General features: G+C 45.5%; 29 protein-coding genes. 16 read left to right on the top strand and 13 right to left on the bottom strand.

All coding sequences use genetic code 11. The features are described 5' to 3' along the window. Positions 1-161 precede the first annotated feature (161 nt). From N836_RS58310 to N836_RS74795, 10 genes are all read right to left on the bottom strand, one after another. Positions 162-830, bottom strand: a complete 669-nt coding sequence (locus N836_RS58310; RefSeq protein WP_023074086.1) for a hypothetical protein — start codon at positions 828-830, stop codon at positions 162-164. Then, positions 827-2,299, bottom strand: coding sequence for a phage terminase large subunit family protein (locus N836_RS58305; RefSeq protein WP_152532199.1), 1,473 nt, complete (start codon positions 2,297-2,299; stop codon positions 827-829). Before N836_RS58305 ends, N836_RS58310 begins: the two co-directional genes overlap by 4 nt. Next, the gene (locus N836_RS58300) at positions 2,220-2,726 is read right to left on the bottom strand and encodes a hypothetical protein (protein WP_023074084.1); all 507 of its coding nucleotides are present in this window, start codon (positions 2,724-2,726) and stop codon (positions 2,220-2,222) included. The genes N836_RS58305 and N836_RS58300 overlap by 80 nt, the downstream gene beginning before the upstream one ends. A gap of 63 nt (positions 2,727-2,789) precedes the next feature. Beyond that, on the bottom strand, positions 2,790-7,865 hold the full coding sequence (locus tag N836_RS58295; protein WP_023074083.1) for a plasmid replication protein, CyRepA1 family: 5,076 nt from the start codon (positions 7,863-7,865) through the stop codon (positions 2,790-2,792). Continuing rightward, positions 7,855-8,325, bottom strand: a complete 471-nt coding sequence (locus N836_RS75980) for a hypothetical protein (RefSeq protein ID WP_152532198.1) — start codon at positions 8,323-8,325, stop codon at positions 7,855-7,857. The genes N836_RS58295 and N836_RS75980 overlap by 11 nt, the downstream gene beginning before the upstream one ends. 827 nt (positions 8,326-9,152) lie before the next feature. Then, positions 9,153-9,485, bottom strand: coding sequence for a hypothetical protein (locus N836_RS58285; RefSeq protein WP_023074081.1), 333 nt, complete (start codon positions 9,483-9,485; stop codon positions 9,153-9,155). Further along, complete coding sequence (locus N836_RS58280) at positions 9,482-9,940, bottom strand: hypothetical protein (protein ID WP_023074080.1); 459 nt, start codon at positions 9,938-9,940, stop codon at positions 9,482-9,484. The genes N836_RS58285 and N836_RS58280 overlap by 4 nt, the downstream gene beginning before the upstream one ends. Positions 9,941-10,105: 165 nt before the next feature. Next, entirely contained in the window at positions 10,106-10,456 is a 351-nt protein-coding gene (locus N836_RS58275; RefSeq protein ID WP_023074079.1) for a hypothetical protein, read from the bottom strand. Beyond that, positions 10,443-10,631: a hypothetical protein gene (locus N836_RS58270; RefSeq protein WP_023074078.1), complete on the bottom strand. Its 189-nt coding sequence runs from the start codon at positions 10,629-10,631 to the stop codon at positions 10,443-10,445. Before N836_RS58270 ends, N836_RS58275 begins: the two co-directional genes overlap by 14 nt. Beyond that, positions 10,631-10,798, bottom strand: coding sequence for a ribbon-helix-helix domain-containing protein (locus N836_RS74795; RefSeq protein WP_023074077.1), 168 nt, complete (start codon positions 10,796-10,798; stop codon positions 10,631-10,633). The genes N836_RS58270 and N836_RS74795 overlap by 1 nt, the downstream gene beginning before the upstream one ends. Before the next feature lie 210 nt (positions 10,799-11,008). On the opposite strand from N836_RS74795, the gene N836_RS58265 reads away from it, so the two are divergent. The 9 genes from N836_RS58265 (at position 11,009) to N836_RS78210 (ending at position 17,467) form a co-directional block, all read left to right on the top strand. Next, complete coding sequence (locus N836_RS58265) at positions 11,009-11,629, top strand: hypothetical protein (RefSeq protein ID WP_023074076.1); 621 nt, start codon at positions 11,009-11,011, stop codon at positions 11,627-11,629. 189 nt (positions 11,630-11,818) lie between these two features. Continuing rightward, entirely contained in the window at positions 11,819-11,953 is a 135-nt protein-coding gene (locus N836_RS77920; RefSeq protein ID WP_268744317.1) for a hypothetical protein, read from the top strand. Further along, entirely contained in the window at positions 11,954-12,109 is a 156-nt protein-coding gene (locus N836_RS76610) for a hypothetical protein (RefSeq protein WP_023074075.1), read from the top strand. Positions 12,110-12,116: 7 nt separating this feature from the next. Further along, complete coding sequence (locus tag N836_RS58260) at positions 12,117-12,773, top strand: hypothetical protein (RefSeq protein ID WP_023074074.1); 657 nt, start codon at positions 12,117-12,119, stop codon at positions 12,771-12,773. Positions 12,774-12,853: 80 nt separating this feature from the next. Continuing rightward, complete coding sequence (locus N836_RS58255) at positions 12,854-15,001, top strand: hypothetical protein (protein ID WP_023074073.1); 2,148 nt, start codon at positions 12,854-12,856, stop codon at positions 14,999-15,001. 2 nt (positions 15,002-15,003) lie between these two features. Beyond that, entirely contained in the window at positions 15,004-15,567 is a 564-nt protein-coding gene (locus tag N836_RS58250; RefSeq protein WP_023074072.1) for a GIY-YIG nuclease family protein, read from the top strand. Continuing rightward, positions 15,567-16,139, top strand: coding sequence for a hypothetical protein (locus N836_RS58245; RefSeq protein WP_023074071.1), 573 nt, complete (start codon positions 15,567-15,569; stop codon positions 16,137-16,139). Before N836_RS58250 ends, N836_RS58245 begins: the two co-directional genes overlap by 1 nt. Positions 16,140-16,278: 139 nt before the next feature. Beyond that, positions 16,279-16,539: a hypothetical protein gene (locus tag N836_RS58240; protein WP_023074070.1), complete on the top strand. Its 261-nt coding sequence runs from the start codon at positions 16,279-16,281 to the stop codon at positions 16,537-16,539. A 502-nt stretch (positions 16,540-17,041) separates the two neighbouring features. Beyond that, on the top strand, positions 17,042-17,467 hold the full coding sequence (locus N836_RS78210) for a PadR family transcriptional regulator (RefSeq protein ID WP_071789076.1): 426 nt from the start codon (positions 17,042-17,044) through the stop codon (positions 17,465-17,467). A 347-nt stretch (positions 17,468-17,814) separates the two neighbouring features. Here the strand turns inward: N836_RS78210 and N836_RS58230 are convergent, their stop codons facing one another. Further along, the gene (locus N836_RS58230) at positions 17,815-18,663 is read right to left on the bottom strand and encodes a pentapeptide repeat-containing protein (RefSeq protein ID WP_161634994.1); all 849 of its coding nucleotides are present in this window, start codon (positions 18,661-18,663) and stop codon (positions 17,815-17,817) included. A gap of 901 nt (positions 18,664-19,564) precedes the next feature. On the opposite strand from N836_RS58230, the gene N836_RS75370 reads away from it, so the two are divergent. After that, positions 19,565-20,239, top strand: coding sequence for a type II toxin-antitoxin system HicB family antitoxin (locus N836_RS75370; RefSeq protein WP_161634993.1), 675 nt, complete (start codon positions 19,565-19,567; stop codon positions 20,237-20,239). Between the two features lie 634 nt (positions 20,240-20,873). On the opposite strand, the gene N836_RS58220 is transcribed toward N836_RS75370, so the two are convergent. Continuing rightward, a complete protein-coding gene (locus N836_RS58220) occupies positions 20,874-21,128 on the bottom strand; it encodes a family transcriptional regulator (RefSeq protein WP_023074065.1) in 255 nt (84 codons plus the stop codon). After that, a complete protein-coding gene (locus N836_RS58215; protein ID WP_023074064.1) occupies positions 21,121-21,714 on the bottom strand; it encodes a ParA family protein in 594 nt (197 codons plus the stop codon). The genes N836_RS58220 and N836_RS58215 overlap by 8 nt, the downstream gene beginning before the upstream one ends. Before the next feature lie 344 nt (positions 21,715-22,058). Between N836_RS58215 and N836_RS58210 the strand changes: the two genes are divergently transcribed. The 6 genes from N836_RS58210 to N836_RS76605 all read left to right on the top strand — a co-directional run bounded on the left by N836_RS58210 (position 22,059) and on the right by N836_RS76605 (position 26,403). Then, entirely contained in the window at positions 22,059-22,445 is a 387-nt protein-coding gene (locus tag N836_RS58210) for a hypothetical protein (RefSeq protein ID WP_152532197.1), read from the top strand. 9 nt (positions 22,446-22,454) lie between these two features. Further along, entirely contained in the window at positions 22,455-23,069 is a 615-nt protein-coding gene (locus tag N836_RS58205; protein WP_023074062.1) for a hypothetical protein, read from the top strand. Between the two features lie 205 nt (positions 23,070-23,274). Next, positions 23,275-24,834 carry a protelomerase family protein gene (locus N836_RS58200; protein ID WP_023074061.1) on the top strand — a complete coding sequence of 520 codons (1,560 nt, stop codon included), beginning with the start codon at positions 23,275-23,277 and terminating at the stop codon, positions 24,832-24,834. A 182-nt stretch (positions 24,835-25,016) separates the two neighbouring features. Beyond that, on the top strand, positions 25,017-25,526 hold the full coding sequence (locus N836_RS58195) for a hypothetical protein (protein ID WP_023074060.1): 510 nt from the start codon (positions 25,017-25,019) through the stop codon (positions 25,524-25,526). A 45-nt stretch (positions 25,527-25,571) separates the two neighbouring features. Next, entirely contained in the window at positions 25,572-25,874 is a 303-nt protein-coding gene (locus N836_RS58190) for a hypothetical protein (protein WP_023074059.1), read from the top strand. A 388-nt stretch (positions 25,875-26,262) separates the two neighbouring features. Beyond that, positions 26,263-26,403: a hypothetical protein gene (locus N836_RS76605; RefSeq protein WP_161634992.1), complete on the top strand. Its 141-nt coding sequence runs from the start codon at positions 26,263-26,265 to the stop codon at positions 26,401-26,403. Positions 26,404-26,992 lie beyond the last annotated feature (589 nt).

Here is a 26,992-nt window from a genome sequence, read left to right as displayed (position 1 = left end):
TTAGTTGGTATGTGTCTAAGGTTGCCCTGAAGGTTGCGATCTCAACCCGCAGGGCAACTACATAAAACTCCAGACTATGGCGTGTCACCGGCTGCTACATCGTCGCCCATTTCGCTTTAATGTCGTCTTATTACGCGCCTTCAGTTTTAACCGCTCCACGATTAGTTGCGTGGTCTATAGGTTCTACCGCCTACCCGATAGGATTCCTTATCTCTGGCACGGGGTATATGGCGTCGTCGTCTCGAAGTATTTACCGCTACACCGAAGCTACTACTGAAGTCCGTATCGCTTTCAAGTTGGCCCGCTAGAAAGACGATCCCTTGACATAGTGCGGCTACTTCAGCCCTTTCGATATCACCACGCTTAATCAGTTCCTTGTGTTTTGCTGTGGCGCTGTAGAATAGCCAGTCTATTTGATTCTGGAATTCCAGATATTCGAGGGATTGTTGCAACGCGAAGAGATTCAAAGGCCCGGCCAGTTTTCCAGAAGGAACTGATTTACCCCAGCTGCGAGCAATACCGGCTAACGATTTGATGATTGGATGGTTTTTGAAGTCACTCGCACCGGCCACAGGATTAATCAATAACTCTATCTCAGGCTTTCCAGTGCTATCTAGAAGTGATTGCCAGCTATCAGCCCCTTTAATATCCTTCCACAGCTCCACGGGGGCCACACTATCACCTGACTTGATGAACCAGCATAGGGCTGTATTGCCTGACCTTTCGCAGCTATAAAGGCTTGCAATGATTCGATCAACAACAATCACGGCATTTTTCACCTGATAAAAGTGCTGTGAGCCTTTTGATTCTAGATACTTTAGCTTTTTCATAAGACCCCATACTGACTTGCCTGTAACGCTAGCGCCAAACCCATCACACAATCATCGTGAGATTTTGGAGCAGCCTCTAAACGCCCATTAGCCTTGCGCTGATAGCTTAAAAGTTCTTGTGTGATCTGGCTCTTGGGAATTGATAAATCATCTCTTTCAAGCGCTATTACCAATCTGCCGATAAGACCTTCTTTGCTATCCCTAGTAGTGCTGAAACCGTCAATAGATGTAGGTAATCCCATCCCCGATAATTGCTCTATCCAGATTTGACCTGTCCCGTTTTTCTCAATTGTGGTGCTGATGGGTTCATACTCTCTAATCAAATCAGCAATAGCGCTTAAATGCTGCTCAGATGTTCCTTTCTGCTTTCGGTAGAGTTTCACCACTTGATAATCATCACCATCTTTCCTGAGCACTACAGCAACGGAGTAGTCAGCACCGCTTGTAGAGCTATCTACTCCCAAATAGTAGAGACCATCTGAATTAGCAGCTTCCCATTCCCCAGATGTCGCTTTATCAATTAGTTCAAAGCTAAATACGGCTTCAGCTTCAGATTGTGAGAAATCAAGATCGAATTCCTGAGCAAAGGTTTCCTCTGAGATCCCGGATTCCTGGATGATTCGAGCCTTGAAATCTGGCTCAACCGCATAACGCGCTATGGCTCTCCAGTGGGTTAGAAATAGAACTGACGGAGTATCACCCCTAAGAATCTGAAACGGCTCTTCCTGACCGTTCCTGATAGCGCTTAACTTATCTTCGGTAGCTTTATCATCGCCCCCGCTCACCATTTCCCAATATCGGGCACCTTCACCCCGTTTGCCGTTAGGGGTACTCACGAATAGGCTAATCGCGTTGTCTACCCAGGTTTGAGCTGGGGCGATCGCACCAATGGTGGCCGGAAGATCACAGTAAAATGCACACTCCTCAAACACCACGCAGTCCACGGAATCAAGACCCCGCCCGCAGCTCTCAGGGTCACTACTTCTGAAATAGGCTACTGATCCATTAGGGAATTCCTGTCTGCTCTGGGAATCACTCACCATCGGCACCTTAGCCGCCGTGAGAAACTTTCGATTCCTATCCCCTAGCAACTGAGCATCCAAGAAAGTCTTGTGCAGTAGCAAGGCACGGAATCCGGGAATCGTAAGACATAGGAAATCAATAACAGATAAGGACAACGTGGTTGCTCCTACCTGTCGCGATTTACAAAACGTGTAGCTCTTCCGGCTGTTACGATTACCAATAATGCAATCACTGACTTGTTGTTGCCAGGGCAAGGGCTGAAACGTGCTAATCCCGCTACCGCTCTTAATCGGAATATTTGAAACCCAATCACACCAGTCTGCAGGCGGTTTCCATATTTCCTCACTGTTATCTCTGTCCGCTTCGCTATGCTGCTGTAGAATCGTCAGCTGCGGCGATTGAAACGACTTTTGCCGTCCTCTCTTTCTCAATGCGACTAAGCTCACGTAATATATCCTCAAGTCCTGCTATACGGTCATTTGAACTCCGGTACGTTTCTACTAATGCCCCCAGAGATTGCAACAGATTAGGTATTTGTCGAGAGGAGAAACTCTCAACATCATCCTTGAAATGCTCAACGACATCAGCGACAAGTTGCGCGTAGTTTGTCAGTATGGGTTTAAGTTGCTCACGAATCCATGTTTCATCGGTATACCCTGCTGCGACATCATCTTTATCGGCAACACTCGCTAGCTCTGCACTATGACGTGTTTCAGCCTGCAACAGCAGATCCAGGGTTTCTTGGAAGGCTTTTGACTTTTTCCAGGAATAGAACGTGGCCTCAGATACTCCTAGTTGAGGGTAAATATCTTTGCCCTTCACACCTTGCGCTAACAGCTGAGCGGCTTTAATTTGATTGAGTGATAGGCCCATTTTCTATAACAAAACTCCAGAATCCTTTAAGTGATCGTCATTGGACTGATTGCCATGGCCGATTTACTTCTCAGCCCAGCTAGTTGCAATTAGCTTCATAGGGTCACTCTCCCTACCATCGGAAACATAATCGAGCATGGCCGCGAAGTGGTTACCGATACAGTCGTTTGCAAGTTGCGCTACTTCTTTAGCATGGTCAGGAGAACACGTGATATCAACCTCATCATGAATATAGCCTCGTAGCTTAATTTGCAGTTCTGGTCGGTCCTCTGCAAGCTGGTGAAGTTCTACCAGCGCTCGCTTAACAGCCGTAGCCTCAATCCGAGTCCATGTCGCCGCTAGCGACTGGGTGAACGGGGGCTCATAGCGCCCTGGGTGGAACCGGCTTTCAACTTTCTCTAGGAGAATACGAGAGCCCTCTCGTGTGGTAGAGACAACGTATTCTGAGCCGTTAAGAGCCAATGTTGTACTCTCCAAGCTGGTCATTAGGTCTTTCTGGAATTGAACAATATTAGGGTAAAGAATCTTACAACCCTCAATAGCGCCTTTAACCTCCTCTAAGCTAGGTCTAACACCTGTATTAGCCGCGATTTGCTCTTGTAGCCTATGGGGGCCTGCGCCGTTCAGGAAGCCATAAAACGTGTTTTTCGCGGTATCTCGGAAGCTCTTCGCCCTTATTCCATCAGGGGTGTGGAGTTTCCGGAGTTTAGCGATTGTGTCACCATCCCAATCAACACCCACAGCGCGAGCAACATACGCTGCAACACGGGAGTGGTTATCGATAGTCGGATCATTAAAGGCCGCAATTGCTGTATTGTCCTTGGCTAAATCCGCTGCAATCCGCGCATGTGCCGCTGCCAGGTCGATTACCAAGAATACTAGCGAAGCATTAGGCTTAATGGCCTCCCGTGGGTGCCCCAGGTCGTAACCTTTCAGTGCTGGGTTATCTTTAGCACTAATCGATTGAATATTCACAAGGTCTTTAGCCTTGCGGTTTCTCCCGAGATTTGAACCAGCCGAGAACCGTCCAAGTCCGGTTTGTGTGCGGAACATTGTGTGAATTGAGCTATCTTGCTCAGCACTGCGCTTAAATGCGGCTAAATTGTCCTTTAAGCTTTGCAGTGCGCGTAATTTTAGACGTAGCGCTATCAGTGGATTATCTTTATGTTCAGCGCATGCTGCTTTGTTTAGCTTGGTGAGCCCTAAGCCGTACTGTTCGTTGATGAAGTCTTTCAGTTTACCAACCTGCGTGTATGAGATATCTGGGCACAAATCAGCCCATTGGGTTTGCAACTCATGCTCAACGATCTCAATCTTAGTCAGCTGGCGCTCAACTTCAGCTAAATCACAAGGCATCCCGTTTGCTTCCATCTCACAAGCAACGGGGATAATGTCATTCTCAAGCTGCCAGATATTTCTGATATCCGCCGAGTACAACGGATGTTGCTCGTTTGCGTAAAGTCTCTCTATCGCTTCATGAAGCTGTAGTGTGATGCATGGATCTTTTGCGGCGTAATCAATCTGAGACGGTGTTAGTTCAGCACCCCAATCAGAGGACTGCTCACCTTTATCAATTGTGACTCCTAAGAATTTTTTGACAAGATTACCTAACCCATAACCGCCTTCAAGAATGGGGGTCACATTAGTCTTCGATTCACCTTTCGCATAATCACCAAAGAATGTTCGAGCACCAATCAATGTGCAAGCGACATTTTTAGCCTTAATCCCGTACTGCATCTGTAAGAACCGCAAATCAAAGTGGAAATTTTGACCTATTTTGAGAATGTCTGGATTAGACATAAGCCGAGCGAGCATCATCCAGAACTCAGATAGTTGGACATGGATCGCGTCACGATCATCATCTCGCCCACCAAGATCGACCACATACGTCGTGTCTTCAGTAGCAATTTGGATGAGTCGAATCTTTCCGCGCCATGGATGCAAACCCTCGATATTCTTTGCGTCGTTACCAAAGGTCTCAATATCAACCCCTAACCGGGTCTGTTGGGCAATGTCGGCAAGATGTTTTTGGTAGTCAGCACTAGTCGGTTTGAGCCAAATAACTGAGGGCTTAAGCCGGACAGCTGGCCGGTTGTACGCGGCATTTAATTGATCGATAAAGGCCTCTGTAGCGGAGCGTGTTTTGGCTTCAGCCGCCTGTTTCTCAACTCGTTGCGCCACCCAAGCACCTATGGTGTGGGTTGCTAGTTCCCATTTAGGCGATGAAATATCGAGGTATTTCATCGCCACCCGAGACCCGTCAAGCGTCTTCTTGCGGCTTTTGATGGGTAGCCCAAGCTGATCAAGGAACAGCCTAATAACCTGCATGGGTTCAAGCTCCTCACCATCCTTCAGTGTGGGAATACTGAAGCCTAAAACACGTCTGACATGCGCACGCATTCCAGACTCGTAGATTGCGGCAATAGCATCAGTGACCAACGGGTGTTCCGCATGTAATTCGCTCCCATTAATTAAATGAAGCGCGATATCACGAATTCCCAAGGTGAATCTAAGCCGCCAGCCCGCTACGGTGTGTCTTCGGTCAGGTAGAAAATCCTCGTTGTGATAGTCCCACAAATCACGCTCTTTCACATGTGCCGGTGGCCCTGGGACTGGTCCCGTGCGTGTTTGTACAGGCTCCCCAGGTTCGGCAATCAAATCGTCAAGCGCACGGAGTTTTCTTGCGAACTTACCGTTATCATCCAGCTTCACCAACTCGGGCGTGATACCAGGTGTAGCGTATGTTTTGGCAATGCGGTACCGATCCATCTCTAGCCGTTCTTCTGGTTCTAGATCGTCTCTGCCGATGCGATTTTTATATGTTTCGTCGTCGATCTCAGTCGCGTTAGCCACACCCTCGCAGTACTCAGCTTTTAGAGAGCCTGAAATCCCTTCATAAATACTCTTAGTAACAGGATTAGCCTGTCGGTCCCCATCCTGAGAGCAATCGATGATGTGGCACCCAGCATTAATTAATAGAGATTTCAAATCTCGATCCAGGTACTTGAGAGATAGATTACTTGCTGCTGTGTACTCACAGTAAGCCTTGAAAGCCCAAGAAAAATCTTTTGTAAATTGGTCAAAACTCCGTGGAGATTGGGTTAAGAACTCACTCGCCCAACTACGAGTGATTTGTGTTTCTTCTACACCCTCAACAGTCAATGGTGCGTCGCGCTTCATATGATTAGGTCTACACGCAATATGCATCGGCACTTGAGACCGAACACGATACAGCATCTGAATACAGTGCTCAGCATCAATACTAAAACCCGCGAAATGAGCGTAAACACTGTCAAAATGCTCAACAGAGATATCACCCCCACTACCGAGCGACGGCGAAAAGCAGAATAGATCAAAATCTAAAACACTCACATTTAGATCGCGTAGAATCCTGCGTCCCTCAGTGCTCCCGCTATTATCAGAGCTGAGCACATAAACTCTAGGTTGTCCGGCTGCCTGCGAGTCGCCACATTCCAATGCTTGAGCAATAGCCGCACGAGATTGCGGGTCGGTGAATGAGCGCTCAAGTTTAAGGAGAAACTTTTTGCTATCGCTAGGAACCGCTACACGCTCACCATTTATCAGAGCGGTGTGGATCTGGTCAATCATGTAGTCTCCACCAACATCCCCATACCAGTAGACATCACGAGACGGCAACAGCCTCTGATCTTGGTGGACAACAGGCTTCCGTCCAGCAGCCGCTGATAAGGCTTTGAGCGTGGTTGTGTCCAGGTTTGCATCTGCACAGATAATTAGCTTAGCTTGAGAGAGGATCAACCCCAGTGTTTTGATTAGAATTGAGCGTTTGCCCTTACAGGTACTGCCTTTAAGTAAATGCTCAAGCCCCTGTTTCACCTCGTCGATAAAAACAATCTCGGGCACCCATGCAAGCACACCGTCTTTTAGCAATTTATGCAGCGAATCGAATGTGATCGACAGCTCACGGCATGAGTGAATCTGCTGAATATCAAGGTATCTATAGCTTTGGGTGCCTAGACGTGCTGATAGATTCTCAAGCAGGTTTATAAGATGACCGATGTTCAGGAATGATCGCCCTGGGTATTTTTTCCGCAACAGCTCGACGAGATGGGTTTTACCTAAACCCATCGTCCCGCCCAGACAAACAAGCCCTTCTTCTAGAAGTTCGGGGCACGCATCGGAGTAGTACTGTTTCGATTGAAATTTGACAATCTGCTTACAGATTTTCGGATCAATCCCACGTTTCCAGTTAACAAAATAGTCTGCTTTGAAGCTCTGAAATTCTTGACTGTTTAGGTAGATCAGAGAGTGGGCTTGATTCGCGGATCGAGCAAAGACATCATCAATGCCTGTTTCAGGTCCATGGGGTAGCACCACATTAGGCCCTGGTTTGTGACCTGCCTTAGTCTGTTCGGTCTCGATCGCATTCCCCAGCGTGATAATTGCGGAGCGCATGTTTTTACGCTGGTTATGCGTTTGAGCGAAATCGAAAAGAATCGTCCAGTTGCGATCACACCCAAAGAATTGAACGAGATCAGGATGGATAACATAGTTGGTCGAACCACTCACTCTTATGCGATTGGCACCCATACGAATGCCCGCGAGGCTGATCGCCGCGTAACCATGGCTCAGCAAAGAGAGGGCTTTTTTCTCGCCTTCGGCCAGGTAGAGAGGGACTGCGTTGGTCTTAACCCAATGCCAGAAGGTTTCAGAAAGTGCTGGATTCTCTAAAGGTATAGAGGCTGGCATTGCAATACCACATCGTTCAGCGATCGCCTGAAATGTGGTCAGATCGATGCTGAAAAACCCTAGGTGCTGTCGTTTGTTTTTAGGTGGCAACGGACGTGATTCATATTTATTGATCGAATCATCACGATTCTGTCTGGGTTGGACAGGCTTAAATCGGCTGGGAGTGGTCGGGGTGAAATTATCGGTTGGGTCTAATCCGCAAAATGCCAAGGCACCATGCTGGATGACTGAGGTATAGGTATCGGCTGTTTTTGGTTTGTGCTGGCTGAAGAGCACGGACGCTAGCGCGTCCCCTTGAAGAAATTGCGTGTTGAGATCAGCGAGTGCTGGGCTGATCGCTGAGCCGTTGATGAGTTCGCTTTGGAAATCTATGGGGGCTCTGGCGGCAGGAGATTGCGCATTAATCGCCATAACGCACCCTCATCGCAGCAAGCTTGTCCTGATAGGCTGCTAAGCGCAGCTCGGTAAGCATTTGAATGTAATGCTCGGCCCCCAGCTTTTTTAAATTAGCTAGATACGCTTTAAAGCTTTCTCGGTGATCCTTTGCAGTTGGCCTGCGTCCATCAGGCTCGAAATAATGACCCGAGAAACGATGAAGCCACATTAGATGTAGCCAGATTTGATCAATATTGCGGAGTTCTAAAAATTTAGCTTTGTAGCGTTTAGGCGGTATCTTTTGGGTCTTAAGTAGTGCGGCGATCTCCTCCCAAAGGAGTTCAGGGGGGCAATACGTAGTGTTGATAGCAGTCCAGAGGGTGTTATTGGCTAAGAGGCAAGTCGGCGGAGTCTTAGGGTGATGGTGGTGAGTGGAGGAATCAGGGACACTTTTGCTAGAATGAGGATAAGAATTTTCGCGTATGTTATGGTTCAAAACGTAGCCTTCCTGTGTGGTGGGTCTATGTGTCCCCTTAACTCTCAGAAAGTTGATCCGGGTTCCAATCGAAGCAACTTTTGAGATAAAGGGGAACGGAACTTGAACCGCCTAAGCGTTTTGCTTAGGCGGTTTTTGATTACGGAGTAGACTTCTATGAGGTCGCAGCGATGATCAGCCGCTTCAGTCGGTCGTTGGTGTTCTTGCCGGGTAATTTCGCCACTTTTGCAGCAACACTTTTAGGAAGTTTCACAGCCAAGATTTTTACGGGTCGGGGGGAGCCATTGGGGCTTCGAGGTAATCGGTCCATGGTTGGTTTAGAAAAATCTCTATCACCTAACGGTTTACTGTTTTTTAGAGAGAATGACAACCCTCCAAAAAGACTGTTATGTGTCAGCCATACATATTTGTAAGCAAGCCTTACGACGTATCTTACATTTCTCTTTTTTCAGGTGTACTTCAGGTACAAAACGACCTCTAAAAAGAGCCCTTTTGGTAATCAGGTACAACAACTTTGGTAATCAGGTACAAAAATCATTGACAAAAATCTATTAGAGTATTGACAAAAATTATTTGTAACGTTTTGTTAAGTAAGCTTGGCTTACATGATCGGTTTAGCGAGACTCAAGAACACAAAAATCCTGTGACCAGTTGCGGGGGCAGCTGACCTGTGGCACTATGGGGTTAATTATTTTTGAACTCCGGCTTCTATAAACCTCCGAGACTCCTACATCTTGGGGGTTTTGCCATATTTAAGCGTTCCTACTCCAATTTCATCACCTCCTTTATGTAGATGGGGCTAAGAATACGCCTGAAACGCTGATCGATCAAGGTTTTGAAACTTTGTTTAGATGCCCATATCGAATATGATCGAATTCCCAAAAATCAATTTGGTATTGAAGAAAATCTAATAACGTCTGTTGGCTTTCATTAATACCGCGACCAAACCGACCCAGCATTTTTAAATAATCGACTTTTTGCTCATGAAACTTCAAAGCTGTTTTTGATTGCAGCGGATAGATAGCTGTTGGTGCCTTCCAGTTCTCTACATCGAAAGAGCAAGGCCATGACTCAGCGATAGCCTTAGCTCTTATCTTTGGTGGGATCAACCACGCCAGGCTAGACATAGCAATTAGCTGAAGAAAAACTTTGCGGTTCATGATGCATCCCTCATTTGTTGAACCTCAGTCCAAATTTCGTTCAACCGTGCTGAAATCTGGGTTACGAGTTGTAGGAAGCTTTCTTGAAATGCCGTTAGAGCATCCTTATTGGCTTTTCGGTCTGTCCTAGCATCATCAATGAGGTTTTGAAGTAATGCCTCCGTTTTTTTCTGCTCGGCTCTAACTTCGCTATCACGCTCATCCATGGCCTGAACTACGGCACCAAAGGATGCGTCGGTGTAACTTGTGCTACCTTCAAGCGCTTTAGCCATATCGGCCCTCAACTGCTGCACAGATCTATTCGTTTCTGTGGCAGTTTGGGCAACTTCTTTGACTGTGGCTGAAGTCTCAGATACTTCAGTCCGCAGTGATTTAACTGAGTCGTTCGTGATAGCTACAGCTTTAACCAGCTCTTCAATACTAGTTTCAATGCGAGTCAATCGATCCTCACTCATCGCTTAGCTCCTTTGTGCTGTTCAGCCTCATACTCTTGCTGTAGTTCAGATGCTTGTAGCTCTAGCAATAAGCCCACAAGATTGGACAAGCTTCGACCGTCCTTCTCAGCTTTCTATTCGGGCAATTTAGCCAGATAGTCTGACACGCTCGCAAAGACACGTTTATCATGCTGCGTTAATCCGATTCCATATCTCTCGTATCTCCGAGAATAAGGTTTGTATATTTTCTTGAGCTGCTCGTAACCAGTTACGAGTATCGCGGCTTTCTTCAATTAAGACTTGAATCCGTTGATTGGTTTCAGCTACAGAGGTAGTTAGTTCAGCTAATTGAACTGAGTTATTTTCCTGAATTCGTTCTGTGCGCTCTAACGTCGCTTCAATATTCGTCATCCGCTGGTTAACAGCAGCCATATCAACGCGGTTGACCTCAGCAGCAGCCCGCCATTCTTGGCTAAGGGCCTGGATACTGCGTGCATTAGATTCGACTAGAGCTGATAGCTCGTCAATTGTTGTCATCTGACTCCTTTTCTTCCTTTTCCTTTTGTCTCAGCTGAGCTTCAACCAGCTTGGTGATTACGTAACTAATAGAGCGATCTCCCTCTTTAGCAAGTTGTTCTAGTTTTGTAGCTGTCTCATGAGTGAAATAGCCTATCAACCCCTTTTTGTTTCTCTTAGTGACAGTTCGAACCATTAAGACCCCTTAGGTTTTTCCTCCTCTTCTTTTTTTCTTAACTGTTCCTCAACCATTTTCGATATCACGTAGCTAACTGAACGCTCTTGATCTTGCGCTTCTTGTTCAACCTCTTCAAGCGTTTCAGAGTCTAGGTATACCGACACTTTTTTCTTTTTTTCAGCCATGGCATTAACTCACGTCAATAAAGAGTAACTGACATAAGTATGCCTCACACCACGGTATAGCACGTCAAAAAACGTTATGCAACCCCTTGACAACGTGCGACACCGTTCGCTAGCTTTGTGGCAGCACGGTGTGACGACGTGCGACACCGCTACGACATGACACACCGTCATAATTGCCGACAACACGCCGCCATTTCGCAGGCAAAACATATGACATACATTGAAATCCAAAGGCCCCATACTCTGACCAGCATTGCAGCTGAAGCAAAAACCACTAAACGTACTGTCCAGCGCTGGCTTTTCAAAGCTGGTGAAATTGGAGAATTACAGGGTGACACACGTATGTTCTCTGACGCTGAGCGAGACACACTGTTGTCGTATCAGGCCAAGCGCCAGGCCACTGATAAGACTCCTGACAAGCCTGTGACACAAGCTGCCACCCCGGTAGCCATAACCGTTATCGAGGGCAACCACCGCAATGCGCTAGAGGCCCCTCAATTCCCTACTGAGTTCAACCTTGACTCATTTCGCTCTGAACTAGCTGCCGTCGATGCCCATGATGATCCGTTAGCCCTAGCTGAGCAGTTTATCAACGGTGCTGATTCTCTGATGGATGCTATGGCTGAGGATGAAAAAGCGATGGCTCAGAAGATTGCCAAAACTCGCCAAGCGCGTCAAGCCGTCGGCCGTAAGGTAGATCAGCTAAAGCGGCGTAATGATATCTATGCCTTGCGTACAGAGCTATTAGCCGACCGCCAGAACGTAGAGACAGCAGCGCTGAACGATGATTTCGAGGTGTTGCAATCCATGGGAAAGCAACCGGGGGCATGAGATATCGCTTAGTTTTTGCCTTACTTCTCGCTGTGCTGGCGACTGCAGCTATCACTATGGGCCTCAGCTCTACCAACACAGAACCTTGTCCACCTATCCCCCAAACGCAAAATGTTTGATCTTGTCATGTTTTTTGCCCCTGCCCTATGTGCGCTTTGGTTGCTCAATTCGTTGGGAGATCGTTGATTGATGGAGACACTTAAAATCTTTTTTCTAGTCTTAGCCGTGGCTTATTTGTTTGCAAAGTTCGCAGATAGTGGTGCTGGTGGCCGCTCCCGTTATCGACCGTTTCGCATGTCCCGTTATCGCCGGAGACGTTGGTAGATGTACAGCCGTTATCGTCGCAATAGTTCGTTTTTTCAAGCTTTTTTCTGGGTGCTGGTGGGGTTCATGTTGGGGCAAATGGTTCGTCTGGATATTGATGTGACGCCCCGCCCATCCGCCTTACAGTCCACGCAGAACACTGTTTATCTGGAGTAGCAACACGATGCAAATTGATAACGATATTCTTGAACAAATTCAACTTGGAAATGAAGCCGAGCGTGATCAGATTGCCCGGCAAATTTTGGCTGAAACTGAGCAATTCCTAGCCGATACACGGGGCAATCAACAAGATACTGAACAACGGGTGAATAGCCTCTTTAAGGCAGCTGATTATGCCCCGGATGATCCGTTCACACCCCCTGACACTATCCCCGGTTACGATGAGGCGACTTATCAGGCACTGAAACAACAAGCTGTTGAGCAGTCCCGTGCGTTAGAAGTGGGTGAGCTGGTAGCCAAGAATTACATCGTCACTGAGCGTATCGAAGGGCATTACGCCGATGCAGCATTGATTCAAGCTCAGACTCAAGTCAAATATCAGAATATTGCTAATGAAGGGCTGAAACTTCAGCAGGCCATCCAAGTAGGTGAACTGATCACTGCCAAGACTGAAGGGATCTTGATCGAGACTCAAACCCAGGGAGTTAAAAACCTGACCGCCCGCAAGTTACTGGAGATCGAAGCCGAGCGCGGCAACGCTCTGATTGAGGGTGCAGCCCTAGAGGTGCAAGGCATCCGAGCGGCTAATAACTCTCGACTAATCGCATCATCAAACGATTTTGACTCTCTGAAAAGTGCAGCCCCAACTGTCTCGGTCTAGTGGTAAGCGGTCTAGATAGTTGGCACTGGCTAGACCGCCCTATTCCCTCAAACGACTAAGTAAAAAGGAACTTACGAATCATGACACAAATACTTCAATCAGTCGGTACCGCTATCACTAGAAAGCCTCTGATTTCGATTTGGCTGGCGGCTGTGGGAGTCTCAGCGACGCTTTCTCTAACAGGCAACCCCATTGCTACCCGCATCGGTGACTGTGGCTTAGTGGGCCTTCTAGCCGCTGCTACCACAGAGCAAATATCAAAACGTAAGAACGCTGCAGCCTTGAAAGCAGCCCAGGTAGATAAGACCCAGTTTGAGAGCGAGCAACGCCAGCTAGAGCAACAATTAGAAGCCCTTTCCAAATCTCAAAAGGAACTAGACCAGGCTGAAACCAAATTAATCACATTCCAGGGGCAGCTAAAGGCCGATAAAAAAGCGCTTGACCTTAGAGAGCAGACCTACAAAGACCGCATCTTGATAGAGCAAACCCGCATCGCTGATAGTAAAGCTGAGAAGGCGGTTGCATCCATGCAAGCCAAGCTAGAAGCAGCCCTGGCGGATAAAGCGGCTGTCCAGTCTGAGTACACCATCAAAATGGGCCAGGTTACCGATACGGCTAAGAAAGCGGTTGCCATCAAAGAAGAACATAACAAGAAGCTGACCGCAGCTGCAGAAAAGGCCATCGATACCCGTGATCAGGTGCTGGCGGATGAACGGGGGCAGGTGAACGGAGTTCTAGAACGGCTGAGCCGTGAGATCAATGCCATGGCTCAGGAGCTGGCAGCACAAAAGGAAATGGTAGCTAAGCTACAGGCCCCCAAAACATTTCAGTTCAACACCTATGAGGCCCAGGTAGCCAACAAGATTCAGGCTTTCCTAAATGGTCGGGGTGTTGTTCTTAGTTGTCAGTCTATTGGGACTGTCCATTATGGTCGAACGCCCATCTTTTATGAAGCTATTAATTGCGATTTGAAAACCGTCACGGACCAGTTAGAGGCCGTTCAACTCCACTTAGGACTGACTGATCTCCCTATTGCTGAGATTGAGAATGGGTTTATTAAAATCACAGTCCAACTCAGTCAAGACAAATCAGGCCGAGCTGCGGACAAAGCGATTGCTATTGTTAATCCCCCGCTAAGCCGCTTAGAGTCAGCACTTGATGCCTCTATTCATATCCGTATTGCCGCTCCTTCAAACTCAGGAAAATCAGTAACGCTGGGTAACTTGATCAACTACCTCGCGCGGGATTATCCAAATGGCTATGAAGCGAGTGACCCGAAGGTAACCGAGCCTGAAAATTGGGGTGACATTGAACCCCAACACCTAGGTGCTGAATGTCTAGAGCATCTGTTTAACTTAATTCCCGCCATCATGTATCGGGTTAATAAGGTTAAGGATGCGATCAGAAGCAAGACAGCTTTACCAAAGTTTGATCCACAATTTCATGTCTTTGATGAACTCGAACTACTTTATGGATTAGCTGAGGTTTCGGAGAATAAAAAGTATACGCCAAAGGCTTTCAAGAATAACGTTAAGTTGATGCTAAAAGCCGGTCGTGAGCATAAGCTTAAGCTGCTTTGCGTGACGCAATCACCCCTACCTAGCGACATTAATTTAAGAAAAAATGACTTCTTTAACACATCATCTTTGCTGCTAGGTAACTGTATTTCTGAAGCTTTAAATAATAGGGATGATGGGGCTTTACTTGAGGATGTCCCCAGCGAATTAAAAGCCAAACTAAAAGCAGAATACAAAGCACGGTTAGCAGAAGTAAATAAACTCAAAAAAGGAAAGCCAGATGATTATCGGGTTCCTCAAGAGTTCATCTACTTGTTCTTTAATCCGGCTAAACCTCACGATGTGTTTATGGGGTTATGTCCCCCACCTGGGCACTACAGCAGCGCCAAAAGCAAAACTGAGCTACCCCAGAATCGGGAGGCTAGCACCGCGCAACCGCGAACAGGTTCTACAAGTGGAACGCAGTTAGACCAAGCGGTTGCGACCGGAACTGCCGAAAGCGCTACAACCGCAAACAGTACAACGGGAGCCCTAACGGTTGACCTATCGGCACTCCTAGAAGCGGGTACCCACTGTCCCCAATGTGGCACTCATACCGCGAGCTACGCCAAACGAAAACCCAATGGATTAGGCAACGTTTTTCCTAAGTGTAAAAACACAGAATGCGAAACAAAAACATTCAAGTGGAATCCAACAGCAAGAGCTAAGTAAAGATGAAAAATCAAGACACAAGACACGGGGAAGGCTTTGTCTATATCTTTAATGCACAGGGTACAGATAGATACAAAATAGGTATTTCCTTAACCCCTCAATTAAGGCTTAAGGGAATACAAACAGGTTGTGCGTTCAAGGTTTATCCCGTACATTACGCTAGATGCTTGGATATGCATCTAGCCGAAAAAACATTACACGAAAGGTTCGCTAAATACCGGGTAATTGGAGAATGGTTTTCACTCGATAAGAGGCATGTAATAGATGGCATCGAAATACTAAAATTAGTCGAATCTGACTATCACTCTCAAAAGAGTGAACTTGACAGTATTCACCACCAATTAACTACTTATCAACTAAAGGAAGTTGAGAGCGATTTGATAACTCAGACAAACCTTGAAAAAGCGCTAGAAGAAGGTACAACTTGTCCTAACTGCGGTGGTTCTTGCAATACATATAAAGTCAAGAGACCAAATAAGTCAGGAAAAGTCACAGTCAATTGCAAGAACATAGCGTGCAATGAAGAAACAGGTAAAAAAACGTTCCAATGGAAGGTGATTAAATAATGAAATTTACTGTCTACTCAAGCATGAATGATAACGGCTATTATGCTGTGTCTAAAGCACTTTGCTTACAACCAGAAAATGTGCTCGGTTTGCTGATGTATAGCCAAGCTCCTAGTGAAGATCACACGAGTAAAAAATCTTTTTCTTCACTAACGAAATTGACTGAGGAATATGGTGATGAATTAAGCAAATATCAAGGGATCGTTTTAATTACTGCCCCAGCTAACAATGCGTATGATTTACAGCTAACGTTTTTCTCAATACGTGGTGCGCTTGATCAGCTTGCCGTTCTCACAGCATTAATTGGAAATGTCCCCGCCGTTTGGATAAACACTCAACCGAAAGAATGCACATCTGTGACTGACTTTCATTCGTTAACCGATACTGACTATATTGACTGGGCAACATCTAATCTAGGGATCAAACACGATATTGCTGACTTGATAGAGACAGGATATAGACGCTTAATTAGTTTGAATATTGAAGCCCAGGACCGAGAGCAAAAGGGAAACGAAGCCGAGGAAGCTGTAATTAAGTCTTTGCTTGAGTCCTATCGTCAAAAAGATTCCTAAAAGTTTTCATCAGTGCATCTAAATGAGGGCTGCTCCAACAGCCCTCATACCCAGGTAACCTGTCACGGAAATCCTGAGCGATTCCAATTTACCTTCCAATGCCTCTACGTTCCAAGAAAATCATCAACCTGTCACTGCAATGGATCACCCAGATCACCCAAAAGAGATTAGCTGCCGCGCTATTCTCGAAAACCTCATCAAAACCTATGGTTTAGCCCATACGCTAAGCGCTCTTGAGTACCTGGTTGGAGATCTCAATCTGCCAGACGGCACCGGTACAGCACAAATCCTGAACGAATTCGGACTATCAACACTTATAGAAGTAACCGCTGACCTTGAAGGTGTCGCTGGTGAAATCGGATGGCTTCAAGAAATCCGTGAAGAAGAATCTGAATTATAACGGCCTGACCTAGTGGAACCACGATACCAGCACCGGAGCTGGCGTAACCCATGAACTAGGCAAGTATCCGGGGGTAAATCAGTCCTAAAAGCGAGTGGTAGTTGTTGAGTTAACCCCACAACTACCACTCGCTTTGTTTTAGCTATTGCGCTTTATTTATTGGTTTGTTTTCCGGCGAGCGATTGAACTGAAACCAATACATCTGATTGGCTCCGTACGCAAAACCCGTAAGCTTAGCGCATAGCAATATATTTGAACTAATAAATATTAGGTTTGCAAGTATTTAGTTTGTAAGCTAATATTTATTCAAGTGATATCCAGAGACCCTTGCTAGTTTCAGTTATTCGGGTTTTGTTGCGAAAACCGTTCTATAGACCGAAACTAGCGCGTTATCTGAGATCACTTCTGTTGGCAACAAGGGGTGAATGACTAACGAACACGACTTATTCCTTTGGGGAAAAGTCCAGCGCATCGAACCCACATAAAAAAGGGGGTATTTCTAATGGAGACAACGGTTTCAAAAAGGCCGCCTGGAAGAGCCAGCCCAGATCCAGGTACCTCGAAAGGGGTAGGGCATACCCAAAAATGCCATGACGACAAACAAACAACACGATTACCTGCACAACGCGAATTGCTCTTCTTATGGGCAATCGAAGGAACAGGGCAGAGTGGATGCTACGGACTCGATCTGCAACGCTCAATCAATGCCTGCAGTAGAGGAGCTGAGCAGGTTTCCACCGGAACGCTCTACTCAACTCTCAAAAAACTCAAACGGAAAGGATGGATTGATTCCTACGAAGGTGATGCCCTCGGAGGTGGAGCAAAGCGGGTCTACTACTTTCTCACTGACGATGGAGTTGAGCTACTCGAACGTGTCAACGCCTTCCTCTCCAGGTTACGACAGTGGCAACCTGTTTCAGGAGCTTAGTCCAGAAGAGGTTGATGATCTCTTAAAACAGTCCCCAATTATTCGGTGGTACATCCTACCATTTGCTTTGGCGACTGGACCTGAAGAGATGACATATCTTGAAGCGCTTTTATCTAATCGATTGAAGTTGGCGCTGTTAGGTTACCGCAGGACCTATCTCTTAGTATGGGACCTTGGTGCCGCGCTTGATCTGACGGTTCGATATGTTTTGGACGCTCTGTCTCAAATTACTCCCTAGGAGTTATGTTAGGCCAACTGTATAGCAATTAAGCCTTGTCCGTCTGGATGAGGCTTTTAATTTGGTCTCAAATTTAGATCAGCACTACTGTTGTCTTGAATTTATTTTTCTAACCAGATGACTGAGCCTGACTCAATGCATCTAGCTGGCGTCGCGTTGACGGTGAAAATAGCGCACGTTTCCAGTTCTTAGCTTTTAGTACTTCTAGAAGAGGAATATTGGTCGAACCTCGAAAGTCAGCACTATGCAGGTTGGCATCCTTAAAAATAGTTGATTGCAAATCGTTGTCTTCAAAACAGCTTTCTCTTAAGTCAGACCCTGAAAAATTCGTATTACTCAATGTAGCCCCCGAAAATCTAGCACCATTCAAATATGCCCCGTTGAATTTAGCCCTGGTCAGGTTAGCCACATAGAAATCAGCCAATTCCAGCCTAGCCAAGGTGAAATTGGCGTCCTTTAAACCGCAATACCAAAAGCGTGTGGCTTTTAAGGATGCTCTTTGAAAGCTAGCCTTTTCAAGGCTGGCACGACTTAGATCCGCATTTTCTAATTGAATATTATCTAGATCAGCTCCGGCTGCATCTAGTCCAATAAGAGGAATATTATCGCTATTCAGATCGGTTAGCGCTCGTATTCTGGCGTAGCTTGTTTCTTTTCCTTCCGCTATATCCAGAACAAGCCAGGCTTCATAATGACTCCGCTGTTTAGCTTGACGTGCCCCTGATAGTAAAAAGATAATAATGCCAGTGATGATTGAGACGCTTTCGAGCACACCAAGTAACCCAGAATTTCTAAGCGCATTTATAAAATCTGGAACAGTACTCAAGGGCTCACCCATTAAACGGGTTTCACTCAATAGAGCCAGAAAAACAAGGCCAAATACTAATCCAAATACAAATAGATAAGCAATACCTGTTTTTAAATATTTATAAACCTGTTTTTGAGAGGGGCGTTGCACCCATAGCCAACGACCAACACGGTGTAAATCCATTTCAGCAAGGCTCTAACTTTGGTGACGCACTGTCAGCGTAGATATAGTAGACGTAGTTATGTACGTCAGATGCCATTTCAGGCCTCATCAGATACTACAGCTGTAATCACGCAAAGTACATAAGTTAGACACGTTTGCAGCCCCTAGCCCCTGCTAGTCTGTAAGACCTCTACTTGATCACTCTTTTGTGTCATTGACGATGCTAACAGTTTTTGCTATCACATTTATATGACATCAGTTTTTGCTATCACAAGTACACAGCTATGAGGGATGTTTTGACCAAATGACAATTAGCTGCGAGACCATTCGTCCTTTACTGGACAGGCTGGAAGCAGAGCAACTAGCAACGTTAACAGCTGTTGTGAATGGTCAGTCCGCAGGAATACCTTTTGCTGATGTCGAGAGCTTAATCATTGCTCTTGGTGGTCGGGTGCGAGCAGATCGGAACCGTGGATTTTGGCAAATAGCCTTATCTATCAACGGTTCTAGGGCTCCAATCCTTATTACACCTCTTAAGTCTTTTTATGCTGGGGAGATGTTTCTTAGTGATTTGCGCCATATGCTCATGTCCGCAGGTTTTAGGGATGACTGTTTGAACTGACGATTGGGGTGGGGAAGCCTTCTTCCCCTTACTCCTCTCGTTTCAAATAGATCTGTCATTTGGATTATTTACGAGCATTCTTGCCGTCAAGTACAGATTGAGATGAGACATAAGTTTTTTCAGATAAGCTTTGCGTCCTTTGAGATAATCTTGGCGTTCTGTCTATTACTTTTAGGAGTTTTGGCAGAGCTATACCCGCGACTACTCAAGATGAACACAATGGAAAAAGAGTTAAGGTCGAACCCGCGCCCATTCAAGATGCGCACGATGAAACCAACGTGGGAACCACCAGAGGAATCACGGCTGAAACCAGAGTGGGAACTATCAGAGGAATCATGGCTGGTTTCAGCTCCGAACTACTTCAGTCCACCATCGCAGGAATCATTACGGGGACCATTACTGAAGTTCTTCAGGATGTCATTGACACTATCTGAGACTGTTGCTCTATATCTTGATGTACCACCTGATGATATTTCAGGATTAGACATCAACTGGATGTTGAAGCTGTACAAAGAGGTCAAAGTCAAGTTAAAGAAGATACCCTTTGTTGTGTCAGAGGGAGGAAAAATAATGTTGCTAAGTTACCGTGGTTATAATGCTTGCGGCGATATTGACGAAAAAACTGACCTTATTAAAGGTAAAGTGATCGATGTTAATGACTCAATTACTTTTGAAGGTGAATCTGTCAAACAGTTCAAGCAAGCTTTTCATGATGCAATAGATTCTTACTTAGAATTCTGTGAAGCAGAAAATAGAAAACCCGATAAACCATTCTCTGGAAACATAAGTTACAGGACAACTAAAGAAAGACACCGAGCTCTCAGCATTGCAGCTGCGCAAGCAGGATTATCGATAAATGCACTGATGGATCAAATCATTGGGAAAACTATTGATGAAAATGTAGGAAGCTTTCGAAACTTCAATTCGTATGCCATGAATTGAATGTGGAGAATAAAGAGTTTAAGTCTTTACTTTGTCGCTGATGGGATTGTTGGACAATTAACATGGGCTGCTTAATATCTATGGCCCTTTGACGTGGTCTGTCTGACACAATTGTTTTCTTCTCTAGAGCATGATGCGTTTTACATGAAACATCTCTCATACTTGTGTACTTCTAGGTAGCTAGCTACTACCTAAACAAGAGTCCATGGAGGTTATCCATGGACTTTTCTATTTGTATACTTCTAGGCTGGATAGCAGAGAAGAGGAGACCAACGAGGTTACCTGAGACCATCGGCTAACTCAATGATCTACACCGTTTAGTTGAAATCGGAATAGTTGGAAACCACTGATTCCAGGCACACCGTTTGGTTGAAATCGGAATAGTTGGAAACCACTGATTCCAGGCACACTGTTTAGTTGATTTAACCAAGTTCTTAGTTTTCTGGTTTTACCTTGAAGTCATACATAGTCACATTCTCAGGCAAACCCTACCGCTCGATCAGGAAATCCCTGAGCAAGGGGGCTAACTTTTCACCCGCCATAGCACCTTGAGCTACCCAGTGGGCTCGGACACTACCTACTCTCAACTCTGGCTACCTAACTAGGAATTCATCTTTAACAAATGGTTAAACATTTAACCGTCTAGACGTTCAGACAGGTAAGCTGAAATAGCTTCTTCAGCTACATCTGACAGTTCCATTTCTAATTCAGCAGCACCAACTTTCAAGCGCTTATGCAGAGCTTTAGTGATGTAGACAGTCAGTTTTGAGTAGTCGGCAGATTTGCTTTTGACTGGACTGGTTGATGTTGACTTAGTCTTTGGCTGATCAGACTTCCTAGTTTTGCCTACCTGGCCCATAAGACCACTAAACCGATTTTCCTTAGCCATCGTCTATTAACTCCTTACCTACTTTGCGGTAACACTCCCACGCGATTCGCCTCATACTGTCCCCTTTCACCTTGTCCACAGTGGTGCCCTGTTCAGCTGCCTTTCTGAAGCAATCCAAAAATCTAATCTGAGACTTAAACAAAGGAACTCCCGCATCGGTTAAAGCTGCCCTGGCATCACTGCCCCTTGAGCTGGGTTTTGGTGGAATGAGTGTTAGCAACACCTTAAACGTCTGAGCGTCTAAATGTTCAACCATTTGAAGCATTGCCCCCATTGCCAAGGCGTCAGGTGATGTAGGCACAACCAAAATGTCACAACCACCAGCCAAGGTTGCTAGTTCTTCAATAGATGGACGAGCGGGGGTATCAATAACGATGTGATCAGCTTTGCGGGAGAACTTAACGGCCTGAGCCTCATCACAAACTTGGAAATCAAGATTTCCAGCGCTAGCCCACTGCAATGCTGAGCGATTCAGGTCACCATCTACAAGCAGTGTCGGGGCATCAACTTGAAGATATGCCGCCAGGTGTAAAGCCGTTGTGGTCTTGCCGACTCCACCCTTAAAACTGGCTACGGTCACAATCATGGCCTGAGTCCTGTAACTGAAGTGAGTGTATCAGACGGGTAGCTGGCTGAACATATAAACGGCTGAACGTCTAAATGTTTGGACTTTTAAAAGCCAGTTTTTGATTAATAATCGATAACGACCTATGGTGCTACAAGGTTACGTTACGGTTGTAATCGAGGTGCATCATGTTCAAAATAGGAAGAACAGTAATCGATCTGTAGCAGTTTGGGCTTTAACCAGGTCAGAGAATGGATTTCAGAAAATCGTACTGGAATGAATTAGGTAAATTGAGAGCCGAGATACTGTACTTGAAGTCCTGCCAGGTAGCGCTTACAGATAGAACCCGATCATTACAAATGTGTATGGCAGTTATTGGTAGTGGAAGCCTTGCGTCTTGGACTGTATGGAACGATCCCATTAGCTCAAATATATGGGCATCTATAATTGTATTTACACAAGTTGTAACAGTGATTAGCCCATACTTGACTTGGACAACGGATGCAAAAGCTATAAGTGATGCTATTGAGCAATTAAACCCTATTTTTCACGACATGGAAGCCACATGGGTCCAAGTAATAATGTCCAGTGACTCTGAGGAAGAAGAAGTAAGAAAATTATTCTCAGAATTTACAAAGAGAATAAATTTAGTTCTAGACCAAAACTGGACAAGTATTAGTGTGAAACCAAACAGAGGCAGAAGAACTAAAGCAATAGAAGATAGCAAACTATATCTGAAAAAGTATATGTAAGTGTTAGTTATGCTCAACATATTCAAAAGGAAGAAAAAAGTATCGATTCTAGATGAACTATCAATGCTAGATTTCGATATGCCCATGCCTCAATTGGAAGATAGAGAAAGTCTTGCTTACAAAGCGTACAAAAAAGTTAGTAAGCCTCTACTACAATTAAACCCACTGTTTCGGGAAGCTGAAATAGAAGCGAAGGATGAAGCAATAAAGGCGGATAGTACGTACATGAACAAGTTACTTGAGAAAGGCACGCTATCAAAACTAAGGTCTGGTAAACGCTTTTTATTGATGCAACGTAATAAAATGTTGTGGAAGTGGGCTGGAATGTTCGACTCTTTTGTGGTCAACCAGACAGTGTTTATCCCTATGCTAGAAGTTGATTTGTCTGGTATTGAACAACTAATTAAAGATATAAATGCTGAAGATGTTGCCGATACTTCAACAGGTAATGCTGAACGAGGCTGGCTTGTTGAAATATATTCAGCTGAGATTGAACAGCTAATTGAAGGTGACAACGTTGAAGGAGTCACAGATATTTTAACAGGTGAAATTGAACAAGAATGGTTTGTTGTAAATGAGCGGGGCTATTCAACCGAAGACAACACAGATAGCGAAGAAGAGTAATTTTGATCAGTGTCCTCTGATCATTCCCAAAGTTTTATTTTATTGACCTGAATAGTCAGGTTACTTTTCTGACTAGCTGCAATTGAACATTGCAGCTATAACTATTTTCACAAGGTGATTGACAAGTGAAAACTATTTGCACTATTATGTAAATAGTTAAACAAGCGGGATATCCGACGCAAACATCCCCACGAACCATAAAGTCATGGCAACCACCACTACTAAAGCGATTCCTGTTGACCAGTTCGCTCAGTACGCCGAAGGACAGCGCCAGACCTACCGCCACCCTATCGCTGTATTCCTGGCTAAGCTCTCAGCTCTGAAATCTGAGAAATCTATCAAGACGCTGTGTGCAGATACGTTGGAGTCTATCAAGGGTAAATCTGAAAGCCCTAATACATGGAATGTATGGGTCAGTGCCTACCGGAATTCGATCCGAAAGTTTCAAGCTGATGTCGAGCTGAATGATCAAAACAGCTTTGAAAATCCATCACCCAAGCGTTCAACCGATGCGGCTAACGGTCGTACTCACTACGCTCTTAAATGGCTCAATCTTCCCAAAGAAGTTCATAACAAGCGTAACGATGCGAGTAAAGCTAAGACCGATGCTCAGCGCGGTAATGCTCAACCGTTCGATCCATTCACTGTGATTGATGCAGCTAAGAAAGCACTGCTATCCACAAGCTATCTTGAGCAAGCTGTAGCCGTTGAGTTTCTGATCGGTCGTCGTCCTACCGAGGTACTAAAGGGGCAAGGGTTCAAACTGATCGGCAAGTATGAGATAGAGTTCTCTGGTCAGCTCAAAAAGAAGCAGGGCGAAGCTAAGCCATACATCATCTACACCCTGGCTAATGCAGCTGATGTTATTGATGCCCTGGTTAGACTAAAGCGCGATGCTGATGTTAGAGATCTTGAAGACGATACCAATAAGCAGATTGATAGCCGTCGCAACAGCTCTATGAATGCTGCTGTTCGTAGAGTCTACAAAGGTGTGCTCAACCCACCCGTAGGAGAAAAGAAGCTCAGCAACAAAAACCTCAGAGCTGCCTACATTCAAGCTGCTGCAATCCTGTTCAGGAATCCACGGGAGTCGATGAGTAAGTTTGCTGAGCGGTTGATGGGGCATAGTTCAGTAGTAGCAACCGTTAGTTATGAAGATTACGTCTGCCTGGATGCGTCGGGTGATGAGCTGTCCCATGGTCAAAAGCGTCATGAACTGGGTGAGACTCCCAGCACTCCTAAAGCAGATAAACGGGCCACTGTTCATATCGATGGTGAGCTAAAGGAACGGTTTGATGCTTACGGCACCGGCACCCACAAAGAGAAGATCAACCAGCTGCTGAATGATGCGGATCGGGCTAAAGCTCTAGAGGCTAAAGTAATCGAACTGGAACGCCAGCTTAAGGTTATGTCTGAAGCTGTGACTACCGCTGAATCTAAGACTGAGCAAGAATCCAAGCTATCAGGTACGGACTGGTCTCAGGTGCCCAGTGCTGAGCTAAAAGGTAGTCAGGTCCCCGGCAGTGCTGAAGAGAAAATCAGACGCGCGATTAAGGCTATACGGGCTTACAACGAAGGCAAAGAACTAGGGCAAATGTACCGGCTATCTGAAGCGAACGTTAGATACCTATCAGGCTCCCGACACGGCACTATCAAGGCTTACTTTGCTAGTCATCCCGAGGTAGCTGATTATGATAAGGGCTACGGCTTCAGCATTCAGCATGATCGGGGTAAGAGGCCAATTGCTGAAGTGATTGAGTGGTAGGGGCGGTTAATATAAATTTTCAATCAAACTATTGACACTTAAGCGTGAGAAAGAGCTAATATAAATGTGTGCAGAATACGTAATATTCTACGTAGTCGTTGAATCATTATGTGTATGAGCTACACAAACAGTTGTTTGATAGTAGTCATATGCTTCTAAGAAGAGCTTAGGAAATTAGAACCGTGCCTTCCACCATTGCTAGAAACACCCTTTATCAAGACGCAACTTTTTCTGCTACAGAACTAAATCGCAAGTCTGGTCAGATCTTAGATGCTGCTTCAGAAGGACCCGTAACTATCCATCGGAATGGAGAAAGTTATGCTCTGATGAGTCGCAAAAGAGCTTCTGCTCTTTATGGTAAGACTGATAGTCTTGCTCAGGCTTTTGAAATCACCAATGCAGCTCATCGAATCAGATTTGGTGAACAAATTAGTTCATCGCATCGCTTTGCTTGGCTTAAAGCTTTTGATTCAGATGAGTTAGTAGAGCTAATTGACGAGGTTTCTGAAGCTTATCAACGAGCAATGGTGACTGATGATGGTTGGAATTTTCTTCTAGGCATCATTCATGAATGGTGTGAAAGCGCAATTGCTATTGTTAGTGATGAGTTAGATGAAGCTTGGAATACAGAGGATGATGAAGCTTCATTGGATGATTCAGATGACGATAACTCGCTAGATGAAAACACCTAGGTAGATTTCCTTTGCTCTGATAGTTGTGTTCAGAGTTACTTAATTATGGGGCAAACGGAGAAAAAAGAATGGAAGTTGGTGTTTAAAAATAAAAAAGCAAAAAAAGGATGGAGAGATATAGAACAACGCTTTCCATCCGCTTTTAAACGGTGCAAAGAGCATCTCACTCAAACACCATTCATAAAGATCACGGGAAGTGTTTTCCCTATGAGAGGTAAAAAACGGAAAGGTCAATGGGAATATGAATTGTCAGAAGGAGATCGGGTATATTACTTTCCTGAGAAAAATACGAATAAAGTAATAATTTTCTACGCCGGAACTCATCCCAAGAAAACACCTCAATTTTAATTTGTATCTCAGCTGTCGCTCCCACGTCATCACACCCTTACCCCCAACCCCCTCAGACCAAAAACCACCTACGCCCCACCACCAGCGGCCCACTAAGTTTCATCTATCGCGATACCCGTATCGCTAGGGCTGTAGCGATAGCCCTATCTAGCACCCTGGTTATCTAGCGCCCTGGCGCTCTCCACCGTCAGGGTTTTTGATTTTGAGGCTGACTGGTTATGCAGCCTGCTTAGCGAGCCGGTAAAGTCATGAGTTGCAATCGCACGTCACCAGCTCATGCCCCTTCCCCAACAAACCCATCACGCATAGATAAAAATCAATAGTTTATATAGATGTCCGGCCCCCTCTAACACGTAGGGATTATGCAATGGAGGGGGGTCGGACATCTATGGTTGACGTCACTTTTATAGACATTAATCAATACATGCCGCACCGCTTGTCTGAACTGACGACCTGTCCGCTAGTGGCTGTAGTGGTGGAACTGAGCCGGTTAGCGATGAGATCGCACGTCACCAGCTCACGAAGCTAGATCACTCGGCGACTCTCGCAATGAGTATAAATACTCATTGCGTTCTATAGACTCTAGCAGCGATACAGAGCTACGAAAGCATTTATCTATAGTTTCCCCCAGCGGCGCAGCCGGTAGGGGCCTACGAGCGTATGCGAGCGGGGTGTGGTCTGGATTCTGGTGGAGCTGTCCCGGTGGAGCTGGTGGAGTCGTCAGCCAGGGCCATTAAAAACATGGGGTCAGGTTGCAATAAGACTCAAGTATTGATAACGGCAAAAAACCAAACCCCCAGCGGCGCAGCCGGTAGGGGCCTACGAGCGTATGCGAGCGGGGTATAGAGAGCAACAGTTTTCACTCAGATGCAAACTGTTGTAAAAGCCAACTTGTGACACACTAGTGCAAACTGTTGCATGCTAGAGAGATAATATTGTTGTCTCACATAACAACTTTCTATCGTCTGAAACCAATACACACCAAGGGTTTCAAGCATTGTTGTTAAGATTGTTGTTAAGATTGTTGTTAAGATTGTTGTTAAGATTGTTGTTAAAGTTGCTATAGTCTCTTACGCACACTGACAACAGTTTACACTTAGTGCAAATAGCTGTATCTC

Origin of the sequence: Leptolyngbya sp. Heron Island J, from assembly GCF_000482245.1 — a bacterium.
Taxonomy (GTDB): domain Bacteria; phylum Cyanobacteriota; class Cyanobacteriia; order Phormidesmidales; family Phormidesmidaceae; genus Leptothoe.
Note: the sequence above shows the minus strand (reverse complement) of the source record. Positions and strands in the feature narration are given on the sequence as shown.